We start from the raw sequence: 17,391 nt of genomic DNA, 5'->3' as shown, positions 1-17,391 counted from the left end.
GCTTATTCTCCTTCGGGGGCGCGGCGGTAGAGGAAGGCTTCGCTCTGGGTGAGGGCGATGATGAGGTCCTGGATCCGCCGACCGGAGCCGGCGAACTGACGGGTGAGGTCGTCGATGGTGCAGCTGTCTTCCTTGGCGTCGGCGCGGCCGTAGGCGTAGCGGAACCACTGCAGGGTCATGCAGCGCTCGACCTCGGGTGAATCGACGAGCAGGCCGGCGAGCTCGGGGACGCCGTCGAAGGTGCCCTTGGTGGTGCCGCCGATGATCTCGCCGGTGGCGTCGATCGGCAGGCCGGCCTCCTCGTCGCGCCAGCGGCCGATGCCGTCGAAGTGCTCGAAGCCGAAGCCGACCGGGTCCATCATGCTGTGACAGCCGGAGCACGAGGGGTCGGTCGAGTGCTGCTTGAAGCGCTCGCGCGTCGGCAAGCTCGGGTCGACCTCGGGCGGGGTGATGTCGACGTCGTCGGGCGGCGGCGGGACGACCTGGCAGAGCAGCCGCTCGCGCACGAACTTGCCGCGGTGGATCGGCGAGGTCTGGTTGGGCTTGGCCAGCACCGACAGCAGGCCGCCCTGGGTCAGGAAGCCGGAGGCGCGCCCGGCCGGGAGGTCGAACTTCTGGAAGGTGTCGCCGGTGGGACCGTCGACGCCGTAGTAGTCGGAGAGGTCGCCGTTGAGGAAGGTGTAGGGCGCGAGGTACATCGAATCGAGGTCGCCCTTGTCGTCCCAGATCACGTGATCGAGGAACTCCTCGGCCTCGGCGCGCAACAGCGGCCGCAGGTCGAGGTCGAACTCGGGGAAAGCTTCGTCGTCCTTCTCCATCTCCTCGATGCGCTTCAGCTCGAGCCACTGGCCGTGGAAGTCGCGAACGGTGGCCCGCGCCCGCGCGTCGGCGAGCATGCGCGTGGCCTGCTTGGCCACGTCCTCGGGCTCCTCGAGCCGCCCCTCGGCGGCGGCCGCGAACAGCTCGGCGTCGGGCATGGTGCCCCACAGGAAGTAGGACAGGCGCGAGGCGAGCTCGTACGGGGCGAGCTTCAGCACCTCGTCGTTGCCCTCCATCGGCGCGCCGAACTCGACGCGGTAGAGGAAATGCGGCGACTGGAGCATCGCCGTCAAGGTGAGACGCACGCCGGTGGCGAAGTCGAACTCGTCGGCGGCGGCCTGATGCACCGCGAGCAATCGCTGGACCTCGTCGCCGGTCAGCGGCCGGCGATAGGCGTCGCGGCCGAATTCGGTGATGAACGCCTCGGCGCACGCGTCCTCGCCCTCGCTCTTGACGTCGCAGCCGCGCAGCAGCGTCGGGAGGTCCTTGACGGCCTCCTCGGCGAGCGCCTCGGCCGCCGCGAGGTAGCCCTCGGCGAGCAGCGAGGTGACGACCAGCGCGTCGGCGTTGTTGTTAAACCCGAGCGCCTCCTCCTCGGCCGGGAAGCGCTGCGCCGGCCGGCTGTCGTCGCCGAGCAGGTCGCGGACGGTGTTGTCGTACTCGCGCCGGTTCATGCGCCGGATCGGCGACGGCCCGGGATCGATGCCCTTGCACTCGGCCGCCTCTCCACCCTCGGTATCGACCGCGACGCCGTCCGTGGTGCCGTCGGTGTCGCTGTCCCCGGTCGGGGCTCCGTCCCCCCCGGAGCCGTTCTGACAACCGCCCGCCGCGGCGGCCACGATCGCCCACACTACGATCCCTCTGACATTCATGCCTCGATCCTTGACGGGCATGCGGACCGGCAGGCTGTGCGCTGCAGCATCGCGGCCGAGGCCCGGGCCGCCGACCGGCGCAGACGGTCTGCCGCAGCGACTGTCCGGACATTCGTTCATTCGCCGGTCGATCGCGCAGCGCCCGCCCGCGAATCGATTGATCATACCGTGAGAAATGCATTGTCATGACCACGGCGCCGGTGTACGCCCCGCTCCGCGGGCGCCCGGTCCCGAGGCCCCACCCGGCCGACGCGGGCCGTGACGTCCGCCAAGGTCCTTGCGCGCTTTTACGCCCGCGGCTACGTTCGCCGCGAGGACGCCGGGTGCCGAAGAAGCCAGAGAAGATCACCCTGAACCACGACTTCGCGTTCACCAGCGACGCCGAGCTCAACGAGCAGATCGCGGCGTTCCGCGCCGCTCACGAGGCCGAGCACCAGCAGATCCTGGCGATGGACGCGCGCCGCTCGCTCGGGCCCGGGAAGGTGCGGGTGACGTTCCGGGTGATCGAGAAGAAGCCCCGTCGCGGATAGCGAGGACGTGTCACCCGGGACATGTCCTCGGGGATAGACGGAGCATTGAGCGCCGGCGCCGCTATTCGCCCGGCTGCTCGGCCAGCCGCCAGGGCGGGTTGCGCCGGTTCTCGCCGGCCCAGAACAGGCAGACGACGTTGCCGTCGGGATCGCGCAGGTAGGCCTCGCGCCACAGCCACGGCTGGTCGACCGGATCGGCGTCGAACTGGAGGCCCTGCTCCTTGAGGGCGGCGACCCGGGCGTCGAGGTCGGGACACTCGAAGTAGACGACGACGCCGGTGGCGCCGACGAGGCGGTCGACGTGGTGCAGCGAGAGGGTGCTGCCGCCCGGGCACTCGAAGCGGGCGTACTTCGGCAGGCTGGCGACGATCTGCCGCAGGCCGAGCCGGCGATAGAAGGCAGCGCCGCGGGCGACGTCGGCCGACGGCAAGGTGACCTGATTGAGCTGCATGCCGCGAAGGTAGCGCGAAACGGCGCAGACCGGGGCGGCCGTGCGCGCGCTCGCCCGCGGCGGAGTGGTAACCTGCGCGGGAGATGGCGAAGCGATACGCGCTGGAGCTCGACGAGGCGCTGCACGCGGGCTGGGTGCGCGCGCCGGGCGACGGTTACTTCGACCTCGATCCGTGGCTCCGCGCGAAGCAGGGGGCGCTGCTGGTCGAGCCGGAGCCGCTGTTCTGGGAGTGGGTCGAGGGCAGCCTGTACGACGAGCGACGCGAGGCGGCGATCGTGGCGTTCGACGAGGAGGGGCGCGAGGTCGAGCGGCTGGTGCTCGGCGGGGCGCGAGTGGTCGAGCTCGGGCTGCCGTCGCTCGACGCCGAGGGCGTGGGCGCGCTGTGGCTGCAGGTCGAGGCGAAGACGGCAGAGATGCAGGGCGGCGCGGCGACGGCGGCGGCGCGCGGCGAGCCGCCGACGATCGCGGGCTGCCGCGTGCACCTGCACGGCCCCGCGCCGCAGCAGGTCCACGAGATCGACGCGCTGACGATCACGCTCGGCCGCCGCGGGCTGCAGCGCGTGAAGCTGGCGGTCGAGGGCGAGGCGGACTGGGAGGCGGCCGAGGCGCTGGTCGACCGCGAGGGCGCGCTCGAGTACCTGGCCGAAGGCGCGGGGCCGGTGCTTGCGCGGGTGGAATTCAAAATTGCGGGGATCGACGTCGAGCGCGTGGAGGCCGGCGCGGAGGGCTCGCAGCGGGCCAAGCTGGTGCTGGCGTGCCGCGGGCTCCGGCTCGGGCCGATGGGCAGCGGCACGCCGTCATAGCGGCGATCCGAGGTCCCGCCGGCGAGACGGGCCGATGCATACGCGTGCGCGGCTGGTGCGACCGCGAGAGCTCGCGGCCGGCGCGAAGCACCGCGTCGGCGAAATCGTCGCCCGGGCGATCAGTAGACCGCCAGCGCTTCCCACTCGCCGTCGTCCCGCGCGGTGCGGCGGTGGACGAGGTCGTAGCGATCGCAGCCGGCGGGGTCGTACGCCGTGAGCAGATGCCCGTGCTCGTCGAGCTCGAGCCGGCGCCAGACGCCCCAGCGCTCGAAGTAGTACTCGAGGCCGAAGTCGCTGTCCCGCGGGTTCCACAGCAGATCGACCGGGCCACGCGGCTCTTTTAAAACCTGTCCGCAGAGACAGCCGTCGTGCAGCCAGGCGAGCACGCCGCGCGGGTGCCAGACGACGTCGTCGGGGATGAAGGTGGCGTCGTGGCTGCGGTAGTCGTACTCGATAGCGACGGTCTGCCAGCGCGCGGGGTCAGCGGTCGGCGCGAACACCTGCAGGCCGCCGTAGCGGTCGCCGTAGGAGCCGGACTCGGACCACGGCTGGCCCGACTCGAAGCCGAGGATGAGCTGTCCCCCGGGACAGAAGCGGGCGAAGGTCCAGCGGTCGAAGAAGTCGATCGTCTCGAGCTCGACGACGCGAGAGCCGTCGCTCAGGCGGCCCGACTCGAAGCGCCACACGCCGTCCGGCGAGCGGGCGGAGATCTCGGGGTCGGCCATCGCGAGGGAGAGGATGGCCGGGGCCGGCCGGGGTTGTCGAGGCCGGGAATAGGGGCGGAGAGGCGGAGGTTGAGGCCGGCAGATGCACCGCGTCGAGGGCAAAAAAGAACACTGGGTCGACCGCTGATGACTGGCCGAGCTGGCGGCTCGCCATCGCGCGGTACACCTGGACTTCGGGACAGGTGACGGGGCGTTCGCGCTCCGCCGCGCGCGCAGCGAGCCGTCGACGCTGGTGATCGGGGTCGACGCGAGCGCGGAAGGCCTGCGCGAGCCGTCGCGCCGGGCGGCGGGCAAGCCGGCCCGCGGCGGGCTGGCGAACGCGCTGTTCGGGGTGCTGCCGCTCGAGCGCGCGCCGGGCGAGCTGGTCGGGCTGATCGATTCGCTGTCGGTGCTGCTGCCGTGGGGCTCGCTGCTCCGCGCGGTGGCGCTGCCCGAGGCGGACGGGCTGGCGCGGCTGCGCGGGCTGTGCAAGCCGGGGGCGTCGCTGCAGGTGGTGTTCGGCTACGGGCCCGGCGATCCGCTGGCGGTCCAGGCGCTGCCGGGATTGCGCGCAGAGGGCCGCGCGGCGGCGCTCGTGCAGGCCTACGCGGGCGCGGGGTTCACGGTGACGGCCCGCACGACGAGCCGCGAGGAGGTCGGCGAGCTGCCGACGACGTGGGCGAAGAAGCTGGCGTACTCGAACAGCGAGCGCGAGTTCGTGACGTTGACGGGAGTCGCGAGCTGATGCGCCGGGCAAAGGCAGAGCTCGCCGAGCCGATGAGCGGGGTGAAGCCGGCGATGACGGGTGGCACGAATCGCCGCGGCGCCAGGGGCGGGCGACCCGCGATTCGTCGCACCGAGAATCGTGGCCAGGCCGGCCTGAGCAGGTGTGGGTTTCGGTCGCCGTGCGGGGGCGACAGGCGAACCCGTATGAGCCTGCGATTCAGCGGTGATTCGTCGCAGCGAGGATGGGGGCCAGCCCGGGCGACAGGTGTGGGCGTCGTGCGCGGGGGTGCGGGCGCGGCAGGCGAACCCAGATGCGGGAGCCTGCGATTCAGCCGTGATTCGCCGCACCGAAAGGGTGGCGATGTCGGCCTGCCAGGTGGGCGTCGTGCGCTGATTGCCGCGGTGCGGGGGCGGCAGGCGGCGGGTACACCCGCGATCACACGCCGTTGCGCACGGGTCGCGGGGGACGGACGGCGCGATACGGGAAGCCGGGGCGGCGCAGCGGCTCGAAGGCGGTCACGAGGGCGGAGAACACTTCGGCCTGCTCGGCCTCGCTGGCGGAAGACTCGGCGGCGACCCGCAGGAGCACGGCGGACGGGAGGGCGAGCACGAGGGAGAGGAGACCGAGGCTGTGCCAGGTGGCGGCGACCAGGCCGATGACAAAGAGGCCGGTGACGACGCTGGCGGCGTCACCCAAATCGCGGGGAAACTCGAGCTGCGAGCCGCCCGGGGCCGACGAGACATAGACGCGATACGAGCGCGGGGCGGCGCCGGCGTGGACCTCGATGAAAAAACAGTCGGGCTGGTCGTCGGCGCGAAAGCGGAGGCGGGCTGTCGGATCGGCGGGAAACCGGGCGGCCGCGTGAGCGACGGCGTCCGCGGGCGGGACGACGAGCAAGAGCTTCGGAACAGGCATAAGCGGGTCCTGTTAGCGACACGAACCGGCCGACAGATCGAGGCGTCCACCGCGAAGATGAGTTCACACGTGCCACGGTAACGATGTTCGAGTTCGCCGCGCGCAAACGCGCCGTGGCCTCGAATCGGGCTCGCACGGGCGGCGAGGCGGTCCTCGTGAATCGCAGCAAGGCGGAAAGCATGCCGCTTGCGGGCGCTCTGGGGCGGATCGAGGAGATCTCGCACGCCACGCGCCGGTCGGGGAGGGTGCCGGCGTCGAGGTGCCGGTGCGGATGCAGGGAGGTGCAGGGCGATGCCGACGTGAGATCAGCGGCGAGGCGCCGGGAGCGCTCGCGCGCGGGCCAGCGGGGCCGGCGAGCATGCTGGAGTCACCGATCGCGCCGTCGCCGACGAGCCCGAGCTCGAGCGCGGCGAGCCCGGGCGGCGACGGATCTCAGTCGGCGTGGACGGGGTCGCCAGCGGGCTCGCGGGTGAAGCGCGGGAGGTGCATGCGCGGCGCTGCAGGGGTCGTCTAGCGCGAGACCGGGGCGACGGTCGCGGACTCGTGTCGGGGCTGGGGCGGGCTCGCAGGCGCGAAATGGGCGTCGAAGGCGGCCTGGACGCGAGACAGGGCGGACACGTCGCCGGCGCCGAAGATCTGGCGGTCGGGGCGGACGAGGACGAAGTCGAGCCGGCGCGCGCGCAGGAAGCGGAGCAGGGCGCCGTCGTGCTCCTCGAAGTCGACGCCGGGACGGACGAGGGCGATGTCGTGGCCGGCGGCCCACTCGCGCAGACGCAGGGTGAGGCACTCGGCGCGGACGACGAGGGCGAAGCGATAGCCGAGCAGGTCGTCGAGCGGGAGGTCGATGCCAAGATGGCGCACGCGGACCTGCGGCAGCGGGTGACCGTGCCAGCGCGAGGCGTGATCGAAGCAGCCGTGGCGCAGCCGCGGGCGGCGCATGCCGAGGCGGCGCGTGAGGGCCAGGAGCGGCGCGAAGCGGCCGATCAGGCGCAGGAGCCGACGTCGGCACCAGCGCTGCAGTGCGTGGTCGGCCTGCAGGCGGTTGCCGATGAAGAGGGTGCCGCGCAGGACCTGCTCGACGTGCGCCCGCCGCTCGCGTTCGTAGCTGGCCAAAAGGTCAGGTGAGGCGCGACCGGTGATCACGCGGTGGAGCTTCCACGCGAGGTTGACGGCGTCGCGGATGCCGGCGCACATGCCCTGGCCGGCGGAGGGCGGCATCATGTGGGCGGCGTCGCCGGCGAGGAGGACGGGGCCGGAGCGCCAGGGGGCGGCCAGGAGGGCGTTGTGGGCGTATTTGGCGATCCGCGTGATCTCGAGGCGATCGGAGTCGATGTCGCGGGCGAGCCAGCGGCGCACGGTGGCCTCGTCGGGGGCGTCCTCGTGCTCGCCGAGCTGGAACTCCCAGCGGCGGTTGCGGCCGATGCCGTGGGCGAAGATGCTGAGCCGCTCGCGCCCGAGGCGGTAACGGAAGCGGCCGGGCAAGGCGGCGTCGTCGGCGAGGTCGCGCAGCAGAGTGTCGACGATCAGCCAGTGACGCCGCGGGGCGAGCGAGGCCATCGTCGCGCCGAGGACGTCGCGGGTGAGGCTGCGGCCGCCGTCGCAGCCGACCAGCCAGGCGGCGCGCAGGTCCAGCGATTGGCCGTCGGCGCGCCGGGCGGCGAGGACGACGTGGTCGGCGCGGACGTCGATGCCGACGACGTCGACGCCGAGCTCGCGGCGGACGTTCGGGTAACGCTGCAGGCCGGCGCGGAGGAGCCGCTCGAAGGCCGGCTGGTCGAAGAAGCGGGCGCCGCTGTAACCGTGCGGGCTGTCGCGCTCGCCGATCCGGTCGATGAGCAGCCGCGCGCCGTCCTCGTCGACGATCTCGGCCTCGCCGAATTCGCAGGTGTGCGGCCACAGCTCGGCCAGCAGCCCGGTCGCCTGGAAATTGCGCAGGGTCTCCTCGTCGATGTGGGTGGCCCGCGGGATCGGGTGGACCTCGGGCTCGCGCTCGCAGACGACGACCCGCAGGCCGAGACCGCCGAGCAGATTGGCCAACACGGCGCCGGTCGGACCGCAGCCGAGGATCGCGACGTCGAAGGACGGTGTAAACATTCCCGAGAAAATAGGCGCGACCGCCTCGTCCGAAAATGTTCACAGGAAGACACCCGGTGGCACCGAACCGGCCAGCCGGGTGTCAGTAGCGGCGCCGGGGGCCGCAAGGCCGAATTCAGCGCGGGACGAGGGTGTTGCGGCCGACGAACAGGTCGCGGACGTAGCTCGGCGAGGGGTGCTCGTCGCGGACGACGGGCCAGCCGCAGAATTCGCCGACGCGCGGGTCGACGGCGTAGTCGCTGCGGAGCTGCTCGCGGAGCTGGTCGTCGGCGACGGTGCGCAGCTTGGTCTTGGGGACGGCGGCGCCGAACAGGGCGCCGCGCGGGTGGCGATGGGGGCCGACGACCCGATAGGCGCCGAGCGAGCGGCCGCCCTCACCGTCGACGAAGTAGAGGTGGATGACGTCGCCGAAGTCGACCTTGGCGACGTTGGCGATCATCTGGGCGTGGGCGACGTCGGCGAAGGCGTTGCGACAGATGAAGCCGAAGTTGTCGGCGACGTCCTGCGTGGTGGATGAATCAGCCCTGGCATTGCTCGCGCGGTACAGCCACTCTTGCATGCCGAGCATGCTCGCACGTCCGCCCGGCGCGGTCGCCGGGCGTGTTTGCCCGGAGCGCCGCCGCGCTAGACCGGCGGCGGGTTGCGCTCGCCGAAGCCGCGCTGGTGCCAGTAGGGGTAGGGCGGTGTCTGCTCGCTGGCGGCGTCGAGCCGCGCGACCTGCTCCGGCGACAGGTTCCAGCCGACCGCGCCGAGGTTCTGCCGGAGCTGCTCCTCGTTGCGCGCGCCGAGCACGACGGTGGCGACGGTCGGCCGCTGCAGCAACCAATTGATCGCCACCTGCGGCACCGTTTTTCCGGTCTCGCGGGCGATCTCCTCGACGGCGTCGAGCACGCGGAAGAGGTGGTCGTCGCCGACCGGCGGTCCATACTCGGCCGAACCGTGCAGGCGGCTGTCCTTCGGCAGCGGCTTGCCGCGCTGGATCTTCCCGGTCAGCCGGCCCCAGCCGAGCGGGCTCCACACGACCGCGCCGACGCCCTGGTCGAGCCCGAGCGGCATGAGCTCCCACTCGTAGTCGCGGCCGATGAGCGAATAGTAGGCCTGGTGGGCGACGTAACGCGGATAGCCGTAGCGATCGGCGACGGCCAGCGACTTCATCAGGTGCCAGCCGGAGAAGTTGCTGCAGCCGACGTAGCGGATCTTGCCGGCCCGCACGAGGTCGTCGAGGGTGGAGAGCACCTCCTCGACCGGGGTGAGGGCGTCGAAGCCGTGGAGCTGGAACAGGTCGATGCGATCGGTGCCGAGGCGCTTCAGCGAAGCCTCGACGGTGCGCGTCAGGTGCCAGCGCGAGCTGCCGACGTCGTTGGGCCCCTCGCCGAGGCGGAAGGTGGCCTTGGTCGAGATCAAAAGCTGCTCGCGCCGGCCCTTGATCGCCTCGCCGAGGATCGATTCGGCGGCGCCGGCCGAATAGACGTCGGCGCTGTCGAACATCGTGACGCCGGCGTCGATGCAGATGTCGACGAGCCGCCGCGCGGCGGCGACGTCGGTGTCGCCCCAGGCGCTGAACAACTTGCCCACGCCGCCGAACGTGCCCGTGCCGAAGCTAAGCACGGGGACCTTGAGACCTGATGCTCCGAGTCGTCGGTATTCCATGATGCGCCAGGCATAACACCGGACCGCGCGGGTCTGACCGGGCTCGAGCAGCGAGCGGCCGCGGGCCGGCCGACCGCGGGCGGGGAAGCGGCATGAAGGCCCGCGCGAGGCTCGCTAGTCGCTCGAGATCCAACACACGGATCGCACGCGCGATCGAGATGCGCGGGCGGATCGAGCGAGCGACCGAGGTCGTATGCTGGGCGGGACCGGAGGCGCGATGGGGTTCGAGCGAGAGGCATTCCTGGCCCGGGCGATCGCAAAGGCCCGCGACGAACACGGAGACGTGGCGCCGCCGTGGGCCCGGTACCCGGAGATCACCGCAGGCAGCATCGGCTGACGCATGGGCGACGGCCAGGGCTGAATCGAGGTGTGGCAAGCGTGGCTGTCGCAGGCGCCGACCGATCGCGCGCAGCCGCCCGCACCGGAGGCGTGGGTAGAGACGCTGACGCGGGTGTCGCCGGTCTGACCGGCGCACGAGGCGAACCGGTCCAGGCATGCGAAGGTGCGCCGAGAACGGCCCGCGTTCTTCAGGGCATGACTTTTAGGAAATGTTGTCAAAAACATGTCCAATGGGTCATGTCGTAAGGAGTGGATGGCGCGAGGTCGGGGGCTCCCGCATCACGGCCGAGGTCGTGTCGCCGCCTGGCGGGATGCGCATGTCCTTGAAGACAGCTCGCGGTCAGGCGCGGCCGATCGCCAGCAAGGTCGCGGGCGGCTCCTGCATCACGATCGAGGTCGCGTCGCCGCCGAGGCGGGCGGCCAGCGGGAGGAGCAGGCGGTCGCGCAGCCAGCGGGCGACGGGGTTGGTGATCTCGGCGAGCGCGCCCATGCTGCCGGCCGCGCGGGCGACTCGTCGCACGGCGGGCCGGCGGCGGCGCTGGTAGGCGTCGAGGCCGGTCGCGAGGTCGCTCGCGCGGCGCAGCTCGTCGAGCAGGACGGCGGCGTCGACGAGGGCGCTGTTGGCCCCCTGGCCGAGGTTCGGCGCCATGGCGTGGGCGGCGTCGCCGAGCAGGACGAGGCGGCCGTCGACCCAGCGGCGGCACTCGACGCGGGTCACGCGATTGAAGATGAGGTCGTCGAATCGTCGCACCGCGGCGAGCAGGGGGATCGACGGCGGATAGGCGCGGGCCCACACGGCGCGCAGGGCCTCGAGGTCACGGGCTGCGATGGCGCGGCGGCAGGCGCGAGCGCCGGCCGAGGCGTAGAAGTAGGTGCCGCCGCCGACCGCGAAGCTGCCGAAGATCCCCGCGCCGGTCCAGGCCTCGACGCCCTGCGCGGCCTCGACGTCGACGAGCGCCCGCAGGTAGGCGATGCCCGGGGGACGCACGCGCGCCCCGAACTCGCCGGCAGCGCGGATCTGCGAATGCACCCCGTCGGCGCCGACGACGAGGTCGGCGCGGTGCTCGACGACTCGGCCGTCGATGCGGGCGACCACCCGGCCGTCCCGCTCGGCGCCGATGACCTCGGCGCCGAACTGCCGCTCGGCGCGCGGCTCGGCGGCGAGGGCGTCGAGCAGCAGACCCTGCAGATCGCTGCGCCGGATCATCCGCATGCGCGGAGCTGGTCGCGGCGGCGCGAGCAAGAGCCGGCTGTCGGCGTCGACGAGCGCGAGCCCGTCGACGGCGCGGCCGCGCGCGGCGATCGCCGGGCCGAGGCCGATCGACTCGAGCACGGCGAGGCCGTTCTCGGCGAGACCGATGCCGGCCCCGACGGCGCGCGGCTGGGCGACCTTCTCGAGCACGGTGACGCGGGCTCCGGCGCGGGCGAGGAGGAGGGCCGTGGCGGCGCCGCCGGTGGCACCGCCGACGACGAGGACGTGGAGCTGCGAGAGGTTCATGGCGAGGAGGATGCACCGCGGCGCCACGGGCCGCCTTGACCGCGGTCGCCAGGCTTGTGGCTTTGCCGGCCATCGTCGACAATCCGCGCGAATGGCGAGCCCCTCGGTCCTGGCGGCGATGACGACGCAGGTCCTGGCGGCCGCGCAGAGCCTCGGGGCCGACGTAACGGCGATCGTGCGCGAGGCGGCGATCGAGCCGGAGCTGCTGCAGGACCCGGACGCCCGCGTGCCGCTCGAGCAGCATTTGAAGATGTGGGAGATCCTGTCGCGCCGCGGCGACGGGCTGCAGATCGGGGCGCGGATCGGGATCGCCGCCCTCGGGGTGATCGGCTACGCGATGCAGCACGAGGCGACCGTCGGCGACGCGCTCGCGTGGCAACAGCGCGTCGGCGCGGTGCTGTACCCGGGGCTGGTGCCGCAGCTCGAGCGCCGAGCCGACGCGGCGGGCGACTACGTGGTGTTCGTGCGCGCGATGGTGCCGGCGTTCGCGCGGCTGCGCGAGCCGATCCTGGCCCAGGCGGCGTCGATCGTGACGATGATGCGCGCGGTGGCGGGCGCGGCGGTGCGGCTGGCGTTCGTGACGCTGCCGCTGGCGCGGCCGGCCGATCCGCGCGAGGTCGAGGCGTACTTCGCCTGTCCGGTGGCCTGGGACGCGCCGCTGCTGCAGCTCGGCTTCGACGCGGCGGTGCTGGCAGTGCCGCTGCCGCGCGCCGACCCGCAGCTGTTCGGCTACCTGGCGCGGCGCGCCGAGGCGATGCTCTCTCCAACTCCATCGCCGGCCGACGCGAGCTGGGCCGACCGCGTGCGGCGGGAGATCGGGGCGGCGCTGGCCGAGGGCGAGCCGCGGCTGCAGGCGGTGGCGAAGCGCCTGGCGGTGTCGGAGCGGACGCTGCACCGGCGGCTCCTCGACGAGCAGACCAACTTCGCCGGGCTGGTCGAGGAGGCCCGCCACGCCCGCGCGCTGCAGCTGCTCGCGGACCGCTCGCTCAGCGCGTCCGAGGTGGCGGTGCTGCTCGGGTACGCCGAACCGGCGGCGTTCTTCCGCGCATTCAAGCGCTGGACCGGCGAGACGCCGCAGGGCTGGCGCCGGCGCGGCGAGACGGGGTGAGCGGCCGGGCAGGCGCGGTGGAGGAGCGCTCGTAATTCGCGCCCCGAAGGGCCGCAGGGCTGGCGTGAGTGAGGCCTGAGCCGAGGGGCGTCGCGGGCGGTGAATGCGCGTAGCTCGCACTCGCACCATTCGTTGCGAGCGCGGTGAATGATTGCACCGGCGGGGCTCGTGGTGTCGTCAATCGGGTCGCGGTGCCTTCAATCGCCGGGCGATTGAATATGCTGCGCGAAACCGATCATTGCGGGGAGCGCGGCCTCGCGCCGGGTGCGGCGCCGGGTTCGCGGGGCTCAGGGGGTGGCGCGCCAGATGCGGAGCAGGAATTTTTGACCGAGCTGGACCGGACGGTAGCTCTCCTTGGCGCGCACCAGCGAGGGCGAGCCGGCGCCGTCGCCGGTGTTGATCAGGGCGTCGTCGTCGAGGAGGCGGCAGAACTCGCGGAAGATGAATTGCGAGGCGCCCGGGACGTCGAGGTCGGTCTTCTCGAACAGCACGTTGACGACGCCGGTCGGCAGGCGTTCGCCGAGGGTGATGCCGGCGAGGGTGTCGCCGATCATGAGGCGCACGCCGAACAGGCCGAGGGCGTCGAAGTGCTGCATGGCGGCGGCGAGGGCGAAGGCCTCCTCGTCGTGGGCGTGGTCGTGGTCGCCGCCGCGCTGGCTCAGCCACAGGCGGGCGAGCAGGGCGACGGCCTCGGCGTCGCACTGGCGCAGCGGCTCGGCGCGGGCGCTCGGGTAGGTGCGCAGGAGCTGGTTGATGTCGTTGCGCTTCGACTTGTAGCGGGCGCCGCGGAGCTCGACCATCTCGTTGCGGCGGTAGAAGAAGTCGGGGCTCTCGGGCACGACCTCGAGGGTGTGGCCGCGGAGCCAGCCTTCCCCGTGCTCGCGCAGGCGGGCGACGAGCTCGGGGGCGGCGAAGCGCAGCTCGCCGACGACGGGGCCGCTGTTGGCCCGCTCGAGCAGGGCGACGCAGGCCTCGAGCGCGGCGGCCTCTTGCCACGGGGCGCCGAGCGGGGGCAGCTGCATCGACAGGACGCCGTCACGCTCGCCGAACAGCCCCACGCAGCCCGCGACCGAGGCGATGAACAGGCGCTGGGTGAGCTGCCAACAGACGTTGTTGGCGAAGCTGTAGTCCGACAGGGCGACGCCGGCGGCCGCCAGAGCCCGGTCGAAGGCGGGCTTGTGGTCGAGCGCCAGCGGCTCGATGGTCCAGGGAACGGGTTGTACGGTCGTGTCGAGGGGACGACTGGGGTCAGGCATGCAGGAGCCGACGGAGCGGGGCGGCTGGAACGCGACCCTAGCACCGTGTCCTTCGGCTGTCACGGGGAGGGTGGAACCGGTCGGCTGCGGCGCGGGGCGCGGGCGGAGGACCGGGGGTGCAGACCTGCCCTCGGGTCATTGGCCGGCGCGAGGCTGCCCGCGCCCGGGGCGATGGGCGGGGGTCGGCGGGCGATTGCGGGTAGTACTATCAATGATAAATCGCCGCAATCGCCGCTCGATTCATATGCCCATCGCCTTGCGATCGACGACGACCCGGCTCGAATCGGTGGGGTCGACCCGGACCACGACCTCGCAGCCCGGCTGGAAGCGGGTGGTGAACAGCTGCGGGACGGTGAATTCGGTGACGACCTGCCGCGGCTGCTGCCCCGGCTCCGGCCGCTCGATGTCGAGGGTCAGCTCGGCGACCACGGCGTCGTTGTACCGCGCGCCCGTGTCCCGCAGCCCGGCCACCCGCGCGGGCACCTGCACGCCGTCCCGCAAGATCCGCCGCTGGCGGCCGGCCCGGCGCATGACGATGACGAGCGCGATCGGGATGGCGAGGCTGAAGTAGAGGATGATGCCGTTCTGGATGGTGAGATACTCGCCCATGCGGGGGCGGATACCACGACGCCGGCCGGCCGGCCACGCTCGAATTTGCGAGTCGGGGACGGAAGGGGAGTCGTCAATGCGCTGAGAGACGGGCGGTTTGTATGGTGTCAACGTTGAACTTGATTCAACAGGGAGGTATGGCGGCAGATAAAAAGGACCACGCGCGGTCGGGTCAATGCGAGGGAATGAGAAGAGCAGGATGGGCTGTTCTGCGGCTGGTCGCCGGCAATGGCATCAGGCCGGCGCGCCGAAAGCGGCCGACCCGCGCCGGGCAGGCGCGGGTCGGCGAGGCTTGCGAGCCGGAGGCGCGGCTCAGCCCGGCGGGATGCAGACCTTGTCCATCGGCGAGCTGTTGTTGTCCTCGACGCACTCGTTGAGGATGCCGTTGCCCATGCCGTCGTCGTCGGCGACGGCCCAGACGGTGACGGAGTCGAACAGGCCGGGGTACTCGATCGTGACCTGCTCGGCGGCGCCGGCGACCAGCGGGCCCTTGGTCGGGACGACGCCGAGGAGGCCGAGGTTCTGCTCGTAGAAGGCGACGTTGACGCCGGGGCCGACGCCGAGGCAGCCCTGGTTGGCGACCCACACCGAGAGCTTGAGGCCGGTGGCGCAGACCTGGGCGTCGAAGGTCAGGTCGTACGGCACGAGGTCGGGGGCGCAGAAGTCGGCGGCGCCCTGGACGTTGTTGCGGTAGCTGTTGTACGAGCTCCAGTTGTTCTCCTCGACGGTGGGGATCTCGCCGACCAGGCCGACGTTGGTGATATGATAGGAGTGCTGGTTCCAGACCGGGCGGGTCGAGACCCAGTTGTCGAGCGAATCCTTGAAGACCTCGATGCCGGCGTCGGTGACGAGCGAGGCCTGGCTGTCGTTGTTGGTGGCGAACACGATGTCGGCCTTGAAGTCGCCGTTGACGTCGGCGATCACCGGGTACTCGGTGCGCGTGCGCGAGGAGTTGCGGTCGCGGAACAGGACCTCGGCGTCGGTCATGTTCTTGTTGCAGCCGGGGCCCGGCGGGTTCATCGCGCAGTCGGGCTCGACGCCGGGGTAGATGCGGATGTACGCCTCGTCGTTGTAGACGACCTCGGCCCGGCCGTCGCCGTCGAAGTCGAACACGGAGGAGCCGGTGACCTGCGAGCTGTCGTCCTCGGTGGCGGCGGTCCACAGCTGGGTGAGGGCCATGCCGTCGAACTGGAACACGGTGTAACGCGCGGACCCGGCGACGCCGATGTCGCGCACCCCGTCGCCGTCGAAGTCGGCGATGTTCGGCGGGCCGCCGGTGCCCTGCTGCGGAATGTTGGCAGTGGCGATCTGCACGCCCGTCTGGCCGTTGAGCACGCGGACGGTGCCCATGGTGACGAGCACGACCTCGGGGTTACCGTCGACGTCGAAGTCGGCGACGCCGCAGAAGCCGTCGCTGGCGACGTTGGAGGTCCACAGCACCGAGCCGGCGAAGTCGTCGCCGGCGACCGTGCCGGTGGTCTTGTAGGCGGTGCGCCCGCCGATGAGCTCGGGCCGGGTGTCGCCGTCGAGGTCGGCGACGCAGGAGATCGGCCCCTGGCCGTTCAGGCCCTGGCCCACGTTGCCCTCGTACAGCAGCTTGCCGGTGTTGCTGAAGATCGCCCGGCCGAACAGGATCTCGGGGGCGCCGTCGTTGTCCATGTTGGCGATCGCCACCGAGCCGCTCGAGTTGGCGCCAGTGAACGGGTCCGACTTCCACAGGGGGGTGCCGTCGCTGTCGATGGCGATCAGGTACTTGCCCGCGCCGCTGGCGACGATCTCCGCCCGGCCGTCCATGTCGATGTCGCCGGCGGCGATGTTCGAGGTGCTGTTGGTGCGGTACATCGGGTCGGTGACGGTCCACACCTTGGCGCCGTCGTCGCCGCGGATCGCCCGCAGGACGCCGTCGGCGGTGATGTTGGTGCCGGTGTACGTGTTGAAGATGATCTCCGGCACGCAGTCGTCGTTGAGGTCGACGACGATCGGGATCGACGAGCTCTGGTAGTGATTCGGCATGTCGTCCGCCTGCGGGATCAGGTGGTTCCACGTCGGCGTACACACGCTGTCGGTACACACCTCGGCGACCTGACAGTCGGTGTCGGCGTTGCAGGCGATCACCTTGCGCTTGCCCCACGTGAACAGCGGGGTCGGCTTGAACACGTTGGCCGGCGGGATGTACTGGCAGGTCGGGTCGGCCTGGCTCGGCAAGCACAGGCCCAGGTTCGGGTCGCAGATGAAGCCGTCGTCGCAGGTGTCCTGGGTGGGCTTGGTCGCGCACGCCTGGTCGCTGCACGCCGGGCCAGGGGTGACGCAGGCGCCGAGGTAGCACAGCTGGCCGTCGGCGCAGCACTCCTTGGCCTCGCCGCACGGGGGCGGGCCGCCGCAGTCGGGCACGCACTGGCCGTTGTCGCACAGCTCGCCGTCGCCGCAGCAGACGCCGCTGCACATCTGGTCTTCAGAACATGTCCCGGAGGTCGTGTTGCCGGTCTCGCTGACGGTGCCGGCGGTGTCGGTGCCGCTGGTGGGGGCGACGGTGTCGGTGCCGGTCGGCGTGGCGGTGGCGGTGGCAGTGGCGGTGCCGGTGCCCTCGGTGGGCCCGCCGGTGGCGGTGCCGTCCGTGCCGACGGTGGACTCGGTGGGGCCGCCCGTGACGGGCAGGGTGCCCTGGGTGCCGGACACGCCGCTTTCGCTGTCGACGCGCGAATCGTCGCCGCAGGCGGCCGCGAGCAGGACGGACGAGGAGAAGATCGAGACGCAGGTTCGCAAGGCGCGGGCCATGAGACCACCTATCGGGGCAAGAGAGGGGGACCGATGATAGCCCAGGGACCGCGCTCGTCGGGCGCGAGAGGACCGGCGTCCAGGGCGACGTCTGCGCGAGGCGGCGCGAAACGGTTCGCGCGACGGCGCGAGCGAGGGGCGGCCGCAGATTCGCCACAGACAGGTCGGACGACGCCGCGCGGGGAGCCGATGCGATCGCCGCGTCGCAGTCGCTGCATTCGCGAGTGTGACGAAAACGCGC

The 17,391-nt window shown here is 71.9% G+C and carries 15 protein-coding genes; 4 read left to right on the top strand and 11 right to left on the bottom strand.

All coding sequences use genetic code 11. From position 1 onward, the window contains the following. Nucleotides 1-2: 2 nt before the first annotated feature. A complete protein-coding gene (locus NAEX_RS18420) occupies nt 3-1,691 on the bottom strand; it encodes a DUF1592 domain-containing protein (protein ID WP_096328789.1) in 1,689 nt (562 codons plus the stop codon). Between the two features lie 323 nt (nt 1,692-2,014). On the opposite strand from NAEX_RS18420, the gene NAEX_RS18415 reads away from it, so the two are divergent. Further along, nucleotides 2,015-2,221, top strand: a complete 207-nt coding sequence (locus NAEX_RS18415) for a hypothetical protein (RefSeq protein ID WP_096328788.1) — start codon at nt 2,015-2,017, stop codon at nt 2,219-2,221. A gap of 61 nt (nt 2,222-2,282) precedes the next feature. Here NAEX_RS18415 and NAEX_RS18410 read toward each other — a convergent pair whose 3' ends face one another. Then, nucleotides 2,283-2,672, bottom strand: a complete 390-nt coding sequence (locus NAEX_RS18410; protein WP_096328787.1) for a VOC family protein — start codon at nt 2,670-2,672, stop codon at nt 2,283-2,285. An 83-nt stretch (nt 2,673-2,755) separates the two neighbouring features. Here NAEX_RS18410 and NAEX_RS18405 point away from each other — a divergent pair, with 83 nt between their 5' ends. After that, nucleotides 2,756-3,475, top strand: a complete 720-nt coding sequence (locus tag NAEX_RS18405; RefSeq protein WP_096328786.1) for a hypothetical protein — start codon at nt 2,756-2,758, stop codon at nt 3,473-3,475. Nucleotides 3,476-3,594: 119 nt separating this feature from the next. On the opposite strand, the gene NAEX_RS18400 is transcribed toward NAEX_RS18405, so the two are convergent. Further along, entirely contained in the window at nt 3,595-4,200 is a 606-nt protein-coding gene (locus NAEX_RS18400; RefSeq protein WP_096328785.1) for a hypothetical protein, read from the bottom strand. A gap of 130 nt (nt 4,201-4,330) precedes the next feature. Between NAEX_RS18400 and NAEX_RS18395 the strand changes: the two genes are divergently transcribed. Next, nucleotides 4,331-4,924: a class I SAM-dependent methyltransferase gene (locus NAEX_RS18395; protein WP_420814166.1), complete on the top strand. Its 594-nt coding sequence runs from the start codon at nt 4,331-4,333 to the stop codon at nt 4,922-4,924. 417 nt (nt 4,925-5,341) lie between these two features. Here the strand turns inward: NAEX_RS18395 and NAEX_RS18390 are convergent, their stop codons facing one another. From NAEX_RS18390 to NAEX_RS18370, 5 genes are all read right to left on the bottom strand, one after another. Beyond that, nucleotides 5,342-5,821, bottom strand: a complete 480-nt coding sequence (locus NAEX_RS18390; protein WP_143140904.1) for a hypothetical protein — start codon at nt 5,819-5,821, stop codon at nt 5,342-5,344. A gap of 510 nt (nt 5,822-6,331) precedes the next feature. After that, the gene (locus NAEX_RS18385; RefSeq protein WP_096328782.1) at nt 6,332-7,915 is read right to left on the bottom strand and encodes a bifunctional 3-(3-hydroxy-phenyl)propionate/3-hydroxycinnamic acid hydroxylase; all 1,584 of its coding nucleotides are present in this window, start codon (nt 7,913-7,915) and stop codon (nt 6,332-6,334) included. 115 nt (nt 7,916-8,030) lie between these two features. Beyond that, nucleotides 8,031-8,474, bottom strand: a complete 444-nt coding sequence (locus NAEX_RS18380) for a hypothetical protein (protein ID WP_143140905.1) — start codon at nt 8,472-8,474, stop codon at nt 8,031-8,033. A gap of 65 nt (nt 8,475-8,539) precedes the next feature. Further along, nucleotides 8,540-9,565 carry an aldo/keto reductase gene (locus NAEX_RS18375; RefSeq protein WP_096328780.1) on the bottom strand — a complete coding sequence of 342 codons (1,026 nt, stop codon included), beginning with the start codon at nt 9,563-9,565 and terminating at the stop codon, nt 8,540-8,542. A 679-nt stretch (nt 9,566-10,244) separates the two neighbouring features. Continuing rightward, nucleotides 10,245-11,402 (bottom strand): FAD-dependent oxidoreductase, encoded by a 1,158-nt coding sequence (locus NAEX_RS18370; protein WP_096328779.1) that lies wholly within the window; start codon nt 11,400-11,402, stop codon nt 10,245-10,247. 91 nt (nt 11,403-11,493) lie between these two features. Here NAEX_RS18370 and NAEX_RS18365 point away from each other — a divergent pair, with 91 nt between their 5' ends. After that, nucleotides 11,494-12,510 (top strand): AraC family transcriptional regulator, encoded by a 1,017-nt coding sequence (locus NAEX_RS18365; RefSeq protein WP_170135813.1) that lies wholly within the window; start codon nt 11,494-11,496, stop codon nt 12,508-12,510. A gap of 287 nt (nt 12,511-12,797) precedes the next feature. Here the strand turns inward: NAEX_RS18365 and NAEX_RS18360 are convergent, their stop codons facing one another. The 3 genes from NAEX_RS18360 to NAEX_RS18350 all read right to left on the bottom strand — a co-directional run bounded on the left by NAEX_RS18360 (nt 12,798) and on the right by NAEX_RS18350 (nt 17,150). Then, nucleotides 12,798-13,766, bottom strand: coding sequence for a DUF2156 domain-containing protein (locus NAEX_RS18360; protein WP_096328777.1), 969 nt, complete (start codon nt 13,764-13,766; stop codon nt 12,798-12,800). A 240-nt stretch (nt 13,767-14,006) separates the two neighbouring features. Further along, nucleotides 14,007-14,375: a hypothetical protein gene (locus tag NAEX_RS18355; protein ID WP_096328776.1), complete on the bottom strand. Its 369-nt coding sequence runs from the start codon at nt 14,373-14,375 to the stop codon at nt 14,007-14,009. Between the two features lie 312 nt (nt 14,376-14,687). After that, on the bottom strand, nt 14,688-17,150 hold the full coding sequence (locus NAEX_RS18350) for an FG-GAP-like repeat-containing protein (protein ID WP_096328775.1): 2,463 nt from the start codon (nt 17,148-17,150) through the stop codon (nt 14,688-14,690). Nucleotides 17,151-17,391 lie beyond the last annotated feature (241 nt).

The organism is Nannocystis exedens (assembly GCF_002343915.1).
Classification (GTDB): Bacteria; Myxococcota_A; Polyangia; order Nannocystales; family Nannocystaceae; genus Nannocystis; species Nannocystis exedens.
Note: the sequence above shows the minus strand (reverse complement) of the source record. Positions and strands in the feature narration are given on the sequence as shown.

Excerpts from the sequence above, each read along its gene's own strand:
- NAEX_RS18420 (WP_096328789.1), bottom strand. The coding sequence starts at position 1,691 with ATGAATGTCAGAGGGATCGTAGTGTGGGCGATCGTGGCCGCCGCGGCG.
- NAEX_RS18410 (WP_096328787.1), bottom strand. The coding sequence starts at position 2,672 with ATGCAGCTCAATCAGGTCACCTTGCCGTCGGCCGACGTCGCCCGCGGC.
- NAEX_RS18405 (WP_096328786.1), top strand. The coding sequence starts at position 2,756 with ATGGCGAAGCGATACGCGCTGGAGCTCGACGAGGCGCTGCACGCGGGC.
- NAEX_RS18400 (WP_096328785.1), bottom strand. The coding sequence starts at position 4,200 with ATGGCCGACCCCGAGATCTCCGCCCGCTCGCCGGACGGCGTGTGGCGC.
- NAEX_RS18390 (WP_143140904.1), bottom strand. The coding sequence starts at position 5,821 with ATGCCTGTTCCGAAGCTCTTGCTCGTCGTCCCGCCCGCGGACGCCGTC.
- NAEX_RS18385 (WP_096328782.1), bottom strand. The coding sequence starts at position 7,915 with ATGTTTACACCGTCCTTCGACGTCGCGATCCTCGGCTGCGGTCCGACC.
- NAEX_RS18380 (WP_143140905.1), bottom strand. The coding sequence starts at position 8,474 with ATGCAAGAGTGGCTGTACCGCGCGAGCAATGCCAGGGCTGATTCATCC.
- NAEX_RS18375 (WP_096328780.1), bottom strand. The coding sequence starts at position 9,565 with ATGGAATACCGACGACTCGGAGCATCAGGTCTCAAGGTCCCCGTGCTT.
- NAEX_RS18370 (WP_096328779.1), bottom strand. The coding sequence starts at position 11,402 with ATGAACCTCTCGCAGCTCCACGTCCTCGTCGTCGGCGGTGCCACCGGC.
- NAEX_RS18365 (WP_170135813.1), top strand. The coding sequence starts at position 11,494 with ATGGCGAGCCCCTCGGTCCTGGCGGCGATGACGACGCAGGTCCTGGCG.
- NAEX_RS18360 (WP_096328777.1), bottom strand. The coding sequence starts at position 13,766 with ATGCCTGACCCCAGTCGTCCCCTCGACACGACCGTACAACCCGTTCCC.
- NAEX_RS18355 (WP_096328776.1), bottom strand. The coding sequence starts at position 14,375 with ATGGGCGAGTATCTCACCATCCAGAACGGCATCATCCTCTACTTCAGC.
- NAEX_RS18350 (WP_096328775.1), bottom strand. The coding sequence starts at position 17,150 with ATGGCCCGCGCCTTGCGAACCTGCGTCTCGATCTTCTCCTCGTCCGTC.